The sequence below is a fragment of the Rhizobium sp. Rhizsp42 genome, assembly GCF_047304155.1.
In the GTDB taxonomy this organism is placed as follows: domain Bacteria; phylum Pseudomonadota; class Alphaproteobacteria; order Rhizobiales; family Rhizobiaceae; genus Rhizobium.
In genome coordinates this window covers 47,318-54,512 of the sequence record NZ_JBGLYS010000037.1, presented here as the reverse complement: position 1 = coordinate 54,512, position 7,195 = coordinate 47,318, and the positions used below count along the sequence as shown (strand labels likewise).

Genomic DNA, 7,195 nt, shown 5'->3' with positions numbered 1-7,195 from the left:
GTCGGCACGCGCACTGGGTGGTCCATTCACGTCCAACCCGTTGCACCGTGGTTAGATCCTCGGGACGAGCCCGAGGACGACGTCGCGAGGGAGGAAGTGTTGGTATTTCAATGGGTTGCCGGGTCGAGGCTCCGCCGTTTTGATCATTTACTGACGCCGGCCACATACTCAGCCGTCATGCTCGGCCTTGTGCCGAGCATCTAAGCACGTCTCCCGGAATGCAACGGTGATGGTGCTTTCGACGGGCGCCTATGCGATGCGGGCACGCGCGCCGGGTGATCCACTCACGTCCAGCCCGTTGCGGCGTGCTTAGATCCTCGGGACGAGCCCGAGGATGACGTCGCGAGGGAGGAAGTATTGGTGTTTCAATGGGTTGCCGGGTCGAGGCTCCGCCGTTTCGATCATTTACTGACGCCGGCCACACACTCCACCGTCATCCTCGGGCTCGTCCCGAGGATCTAAGCACGTCTCCCGGAATGCAACGGTGATGGTGCTTTCGACGGGCGCCCATGCGATGTCGGCACGCGCACTGGGTGGTCCATTCACGTCCAACCCGTTGCACCGTGGTTAGATCCTCGGGACGAGCCCGAGGATGACGTCGCGAGGGAGGAAACGCTTGCGTTTCAATGGGTTGCTGAATTCACTCTCACCCTTTAAATGGCTTTTCGTCGCCCTTCGCACGCCACCGTCAGCCGGGCACCCGCAATTCCATGAACGTCAGGTCCAGCCAGCGGCCGAACTTGATGCCGACTTCGTGGAAGGTGCCGCCGTTGCGGAAGCCGAGTTTTTCGTGCAGCGCGATGGAGGCCTGGTTGCCGGCTTCGATGCCGGCGATCATGACGTGGATGCCGTTTTCGCCGGCGCGTTTGATCAGCGCCGTCATCAGTTGCTTGCCGATGCCCGCACCCTGGTGGTCCTTTTCGACATAGACGGAATGCTCGACCGTGTGGCGGAAGCCCTCGAAGGCGCGCCAGTCGCCATAGGAGGCGTAGCCGGCGATCCTCCCTTCCCGCTCGGCGACCAGAACGGGGAAGCCGCGGGCGCGGCGCATGGCGAACCATTCGCGGCGGTTGTCGAGATCGACGACCGTTTCGTTCCAGATGGCCGTCGTGTGCTCCACCGCGTGGTTGTAGATATCGCGGATCGCGGCCAGATCGGCCTCGGTGGCGTCGCGGATGAGGGTGGCTTGCGTCATGATGGTCTATCCACTATAAATTCACTATGTCCACTATATCAGACAATTTCGATCGCTGTCTAGGCGATCGCGTCCGCGCCGAGCGGGAATTGCGGGGATGGTCGCTGAGCGACCTTTCGGACCACTCCGGCGTATCGCGGGCGATGATCCACAAGGTGGAGCGCGGTGAGAGCAGCCCGACGGCCTCGCTTTTGGGCAAGCTCTGCGGTGCCTTCGGGCTGACGGTGTCATCGCTGATTGCCCGCGCCGAGGCGGGAAGCCAGCGGCTGAGCCGGCGCGAAGACCAGCCGCTTTGGACCGATCCTGAGACCGGATATACGCGGCGGCATGTTTCGCCGGATGGCAGCCCGTTCGATATCGTCGAGGTCGAGCTGCCATCAGGCGCCCGCGTCGCCTACCCGGCCGCCTCCTTCGTGTTTCTGCGGCAATGCATCTGGGTGACCGAGGGGGCGCTCACCTTCGTCGAGGGCGAGATGGTGCATGCGCTTGAGACAGGCGACTGCCTGCTGCTCGGGCCGGCGGTGGATTGCGAATTCCGCAACGATAGCGACGAGACATGCCGCTATGTGGTGACGCTGACCAAGACTGGATGAGGCTCACGCCGGGCTCATGCTGAAGCAGGTGAGCACCGCGGTGTAGTGGACGGCCGCAGCCGCGACGACGAAGCCGTGCCAGATGGCGTTCTGGAAGCGCAGCTTTTCCCATACGTGGAAGATCACGCCGAGCGAATAGATAATGCCGCCGATGACGATGAGGAGCATCGAGGCATAGGGGATGCGCTCGGCGACCGGGCCCGCGACCATGACGCCGCTCCAGCCCATGGCGAGATAGAGCAGGATCGCCAGACGGTCATAGCGGCCGGGGAAGACGCACTTCAGGAACACGCCCATGAAGGCCACCGCCCATATGCCAATGAGCATGCCGAGTAGAAGCGGATTGTCGGCGCCGCGCTCGAGGAAGGGGGTGTAGGTGGCGGCGATCAGGATGAAGATCGAGGAATGGTCGAGCCGGCGCAGGAACCACTTGGTGCGCGAGACCGGCCAGGCGTTGTAGGAGAACGAGATGCCGAGCGTCAGCACCAGGCCGAGGCTGTAAATCCATGCGGCGGCGAGTTCGCCATGCGAGGACCAGACGGTGGCGTAGAAGATCAGCACGGTGGCGCCGATGAGCGCGAGCGCCAGCCCGATGCCGTGGACGATGCCATCGGCGATCAGCTCATATTTGTCATAAGCCCAGCGGATGCCGTTGAACTCGCCCATGCAGACTATGCCCCATTCGTTAGACCGGGATCGTCGCATCGAAATGGTTTGCGCGCAACACAAGCGCTGTCTCGGGAGAATAAATCTTCGTGAAGCGGATGAGACGGGAGGCCGTGGCAGCCTCCCGCATCTCCGCCTCCCTTTTATAGCTTGCGCTCACGCCTTGCGACGGTCGACCAGCACCGAGCATTTGGCGTGGCGCACGACGCGGTCGGCGGTGGCGCCGATGAAGTAGTTGCTGAAATCGGGCATGTGCGAGGAGAGGATGATGAGGTCGGCCTGGTTGGCCTCGGCCGAGGCGATGATGCCGCTTGCCGGCCGGCCATGGCTGATTTCGACCTTGGCGGGAATGCCGGTGCTGACGATCAGCCCCTGGAGCTTCTCCTCAGCATCCTTGGCGGCGTTTTCGATCAGGTCGACGGGGATATCGACGCCGAGATAGGTCGGGATGTCCTCGACGACGTTGAGCAGAATGATCTCACCACCGCTATCGAGCAGCGAGGCGGCCTTGCGGAAGGTCATGTCCCCGTTTGCGAGCGCGCCGATTTCGACCGCGACGATGATCTTCCTGTACATGATGCAACTCCTCTATGACTGCATTTAATGGTGACAATATCCTCCTGAAATACATATGGCGCTTTGATCGAGATCAAGCTGACGCATTGATCGGATCAAGCTGGCCGCTCGATCGGGATCAAGCTGACAGCTCGATCTGGATCAAGCCGAAACGCGGAAGTCGTCAATGGATATCGAACGCTTCATCGTCAAAAACGGGGCTTCTGTGAACAATCGCGATGCGCCATATAGGATGCAAGTACAGCGGCCAGAGGACCCATCACACGCATGCACCGGCGAACCTTCCTTGGCATCGCTATGGGCAGCAGTTTGCTGCCCGAGGGCAGCATCTTTGCTGCCGGCGCCGGTACGCCCTCCTTATCCCGGGCAGGAGACCCAAAGATGACCACAGCACAGACTTCCTACGCGCTGACGCGCCCTGCCTATGTCGATCACTCGCACCTCGTCGTGACCGACCTCCCCACCGTTTCGGCCTTCTACCAGTCGATGCTCGGGCTGAAGGTTATCGAGAAGACGGCCAGCGGCGAAGTGCTTGGCGTCGGCGAAACGCCGCTTCTGACGCTGACGACGGGCAAGGATGTGCGCACCGCACCGCGCAATGCCGCCGGCTTGTTTCACACCGCTTTCCTGATGCCATCACGCGTCGAGCTGGCGCGCTGGCTGCGCCATGCCGCGCATAACAATGTGGTTCTCGACGGCGCGTCCGACCATCTGGTCAGCGAGGCGATCTATCTCTCCGATCCCGAGGGTAACGGTATCGAGATCTATTCCGACCGCTCGCCGATGCAATGGAAATTCCACCAGGACGGCCAGGTGGAGATGGCGACCCACCGGCTCGATTTGCAGGCGCTCTATGAAAGCGCGCCACAGGACACCTGGACCGGCATGGCCGATGGCTCGGCGATCGGCCACATCCATCTGCAGGTCGGCAACATTCCCGAGGCAGACCAGTTCTATCGCGACGTTCTCGGCTTGAAGATCATGGCGCGCTATCCCGGCGCCAGCTTCTTTGCCACCGGCGACTACCACCACCATGTCGCCGCCAACATCTGGAACAGCCGCGGCGCCGGCGCCCGCACCGAGGCGATGACCGGGCTTTCCGACTACGCGCTGCGCTTCAACGATACCACAGCCCTCGACAAGGCCGTCGCCAAGCTCGACGAACTCGAGATCAAGAGCGAGAAGCGCGACGGCGGCGTGTTCCTGCGCGATCCCTGGGGAATCGGGCTGACGCTGTCGGCTTGATCGGGGCGTTACGACACGCCTGGGGAATGAGGCCACACACTCCACCCTCATCCCGGCCTTGAGCCGGGATCCAGCAGCGTCGCGTCCGCGACGCGGAAAAGTCTTTTCAACCCAAGGACTTGGGTTGGCTGGATTCCTGTGACAAGCACAGGAATTGAGGGAGAGAGGATGACAACCCCTCACGTCGGCCATGCCGGCGCCGCCGGGCTTTCGAAGTGGTCGGCGAAGAGGGTTTCGGTGAGGTAATCGACCAGCACGCGAACCTTGGGCGACAGATGACGGTTCGAGGGCCAGAGCATGTGGAACTGGCCTGGGCCGTCGATATGATCGTCGAGCACGGTGCGCAGCCGGCCTTCCGCCAGCCGGCGGCGGGCCAGGAAATCCGGCATGCAGCCGATGCCGAGGCCGGCCTCCACCGCGCCGCCCAACGCTTCCATGTTGTTGCAGACGAGCAGGCTGCGGATCGCCAGTTCCGGCGCGCCTGATGGCATGGCAAGCGGCCAATCCTGCAGCTTGCCGCTGTTGGGAAAGCGAAATCGGATGGCGGCGTGGCCGGCGAGATCCTGCGGGGTCTTCGGGGTGCCGTGCGCCTCTAGATAATCCGGTGCGGCGCAGAGCAACATGCGGAACGGCCGCAGCGCCCGCGACATCAGACGGGAATCCTGCAGATGACCGCTGCGGATCGCCACATCCACGCCCTCATCGATCAGATCGACGATGCGGTCGTTGAAATCGAGATCGAGCTCCACCTCCGGATAGAGGCGAACGAAGCCGGGCACGACGGGCAGAAGAAGATGATAGCTGACCAGCGGCAGGCTGAGGCGCAGCCGGCCGCGCGGGGTGGCGACGGCAGCCGCCAGCGAGGCCTGCGCATCCTCGAGATCGTCAAGCACGCGGCGGCAGCGCTCGTGGAACAGCCGCCCCTCCTCCGTCAGTCTTATGCTGCGCGTCGAGCGTTGGAAGAGCCGCACGCCGACCTGCCGCTCCAGCGTCGTCACCGCCTTGCCGACGGCGGACGCCGACAGGCCGAGCACGCGTCCGGCGGCGACGAAGCTGCCGAGATCGGCGGTTTTCACGAAGGCCGACAAGCCGCTGAGCTGATCCATGTTGCGTTTTCCACTCTTTCTATTCGAGCGAATTTTTCCATGATGAACGGCATCATAGGCCGCTTATCGCGATATTGAAGCGAATTTATCTTGTCTGTGCTTTCGGCGATAGGCCTCCCGCTATCGCCGCGCTTCACCTTTCACACAGGCGGATTTCTCATGACACGACAACTCTCCACACCGCTTGGCGCCGCCGGCGCAAGCCAAGCCGGCAGCATCAGGAAGATCATGGCGTTGATCGGCATTTGCGCGGCCGCGGCCGCCATGCCGCTGACCTTCACCGGACCGGCGGTGGCGCTGCCGGCGATCAGCCGCGATCTCGGCGGCAGCCCGATCGCGCTCAACTGGGTGACCAATGCCTTCATGCTGACCTTCGGCAGCAGCCTGATGGCATCAGGAGCGCTCGCCGACACATACGGCCGCAAGCGCATCTTTCTCACAGGGCTCGTGGCCTTCCTCATGTTTTCGGCGAGCCTCGCCTTCGCCCCCGATATCGTCTGGTTCGACGTGCTGAGAGCGTTGCAGGGCATGGGTGCCGCGGCCGCCTTTTCCGGCGGCATGGCGGCGCTGGCGCAGGAGTTCGAGGGCAATGCGCGGATGCGCGCCTTCAGCATCGTCGGCTCCAGCTTCGGCATCGGCCTCGCCTTCGGACCGATCGCCTCCGGCCTGATGGTCGACAGCTTCGGCTGGCCGGCGATCTTCGCGCTCGTCGTGGGGCTGGGCACGATCGCCTTTGTTCTCGGCTCCATCTTCCTGCACGAGACGCGCGACCCGGAGGCCAAGGGGCTCGACTGGGCGGGTGCCACAAGTTTCACTCTGGCATTGGCGCTGTTCACCTATGGCGTGCTGCTGGCGCCGGAGAATGGCTGGGGCAGCGTGTCGGTCGTGGCGCTGCTCGTCGCCTCGGCCGCACTTTTGGCCGGCTTCTGGCTGAAAGAGCGGAGAACGGCACGGCCGATGCTCGACCTGACGCTGTTTCGCTACCCGCGCTTTGTCGGCGTGCAGCTTTTGGCCGCCGCACCGGCTTACGCCTTCGTGGTGCTGCTCATCCTGCTTCCCGTGCGCTTCGTCGGTATCGACGGCATGAGCGAGGTGGGCGCCGGGCAGATGATGATCGCGCTATCCGGGCCGCTGCTGGTGCTGCCCGTCGTCGCCGGGCTGTTGACGCGCTGGTTTACGGCCGCCGTCATCTGCGGCGTCGGGCTGCTGATCGCGGCCGGTGGGCTGTTCTGGCTGTCGACCATTCCGGCAGGCGTGCCGGCCTCGCAGCCGCTGCTTCTGATCGGGCCGCTTCTGACAATCGGCATCGGCATCAGCCTGCCCTGGGGCCTGATGGACGGGCTTGCCGTCAGCGTCGTGCCGAAGGAGCGGGCCGGCATGGCGACGGGGATTTTCAGCACGACGCGTGTTGCCGGCGAAGGCGTGGCGCTCGCCATCGTCAGCGCCGTGCTTTCGGCGCTGGTTGGCGCCCGGCTTGTTAACGCAGGTGGATTAGGCGAAGAGGCGGCGCGGGCGGCGCAGCGGCTGGTGACCGGCGATCTTGGCGCCGCGGCGGCCGTCATGCCTCAGATGGGTCGCGAGGCGCTGGCGCTGAACTACGCGCAGGCCTTCAGCACGCTGCTGATCCTGCTCGCGAGCATCACCATTTTCACGGCGGTCGTGGTGGTGGCGTTTCTCGGCCGCAAGGAGCCGGAGACGGCCTCGGAAGCGGCCGTATGTGACAGTCCGGCAGGCTGACATATCGGATCTGGCAGGGCCGCGGCGGTGCTCCGATCGGGCACGAAACGCAGCGGCCCTGCCTCCCCGCCGTTGCG

7 protein-coding genes are annotated in these 7,195 nt (G+C 63.9%); 3 read left to right on the top strand and 4 right to left on the bottom strand.

Features of this window, described 5'->3' with window-relative positions:
- Positions 1-688: 688 nt before the first annotated feature.
- Entirely contained in the window at positions 689-1,195 is a 507-nt protein-coding gene (locus ACCD05_RS26270; RefSeq protein ID WP_413396412.1) for an N-acetyltransferase family protein, read from the bottom strand.
- 26 nt (positions 1,196-1,221) lie between these two features.
- Between ACCD05_RS26270 and ACCD05_RS26265 the strand changes: the two genes are divergently transcribed.
- A complete protein-coding gene (locus ACCD05_RS26265; RefSeq protein WP_413396410.1) occupies positions 1,222-1,788 on the top strand; it encodes a helix-turn-helix domain-containing protein in 567 nt (188 codons plus the stop codon).
- Positions 1,789-1,791: 3 nt separating this feature from the next.
- Here ACCD05_RS26265 and trhA read toward each other — a convergent pair whose 3' ends face one another.
- Positions 1,792-2,454, bottom strand: a complete 663-nt coding sequence (trhA, locus tag ACCD05_RS26260; protein WP_113200403.1) for a PAQR family membrane homeostasis protein TrhA — start codon at positions 2,452-2,454, stop codon at positions 1,792-1,794.
- Positions 2,455-2,610: 156 nt separating this feature from the next.
- The gene (locus ACCD05_RS26255) at positions 2,611-3,030 is read right to left on the bottom strand and encodes a universal stress protein (RefSeq protein WP_413396408.1); all 420 of its coding nucleotides are present in this window, start codon (positions 3,028-3,030) and stop codon (positions 2,611-2,613) included.
- A gap of 267 nt (positions 3,031-3,297) precedes the next feature.
- Here ACCD05_RS26255 and ACCD05_RS26250 point away from each other — a divergent pair, with 267 nt between their 5' ends.
- Positions 3,298-4,275, top strand: a complete 978-nt coding sequence (locus ACCD05_RS26250; RefSeq protein ID WP_413396406.1) for a VOC family protein — start codon at positions 3,298-3,300, stop codon at positions 4,273-4,275.
- A 179-nt stretch (positions 4,276-4,454) separates the two neighbouring features.
- On the opposite strand, the gene ACCD05_RS26245 is transcribed toward ACCD05_RS26250, so the two are convergent.
- The gene (locus tag ACCD05_RS26245; protein WP_413396404.1) at positions 4,455-5,381 is read right to left on the bottom strand and encodes a LysR family transcriptional regulator; all 927 of its coding nucleotides are present in this window, start codon (positions 5,379-5,381) and stop codon (positions 4,455-4,457) included.
- A gap of 159 nt (positions 5,382-5,540) precedes the next feature.
- Between ACCD05_RS26245 and ACCD05_RS26240 the strand changes: the two genes are divergently transcribed.
- Positions 5,541-7,118 (top strand): MFS transporter, encoded by a 1,578-nt coding sequence (locus ACCD05_RS26240; RefSeq protein ID WP_413396402.1) that lies wholly within the window; start codon positions 5,541-5,543, stop codon positions 7,116-7,118.
- Positions 7,119-7,195: the final 77 nt, after the last annotated feature.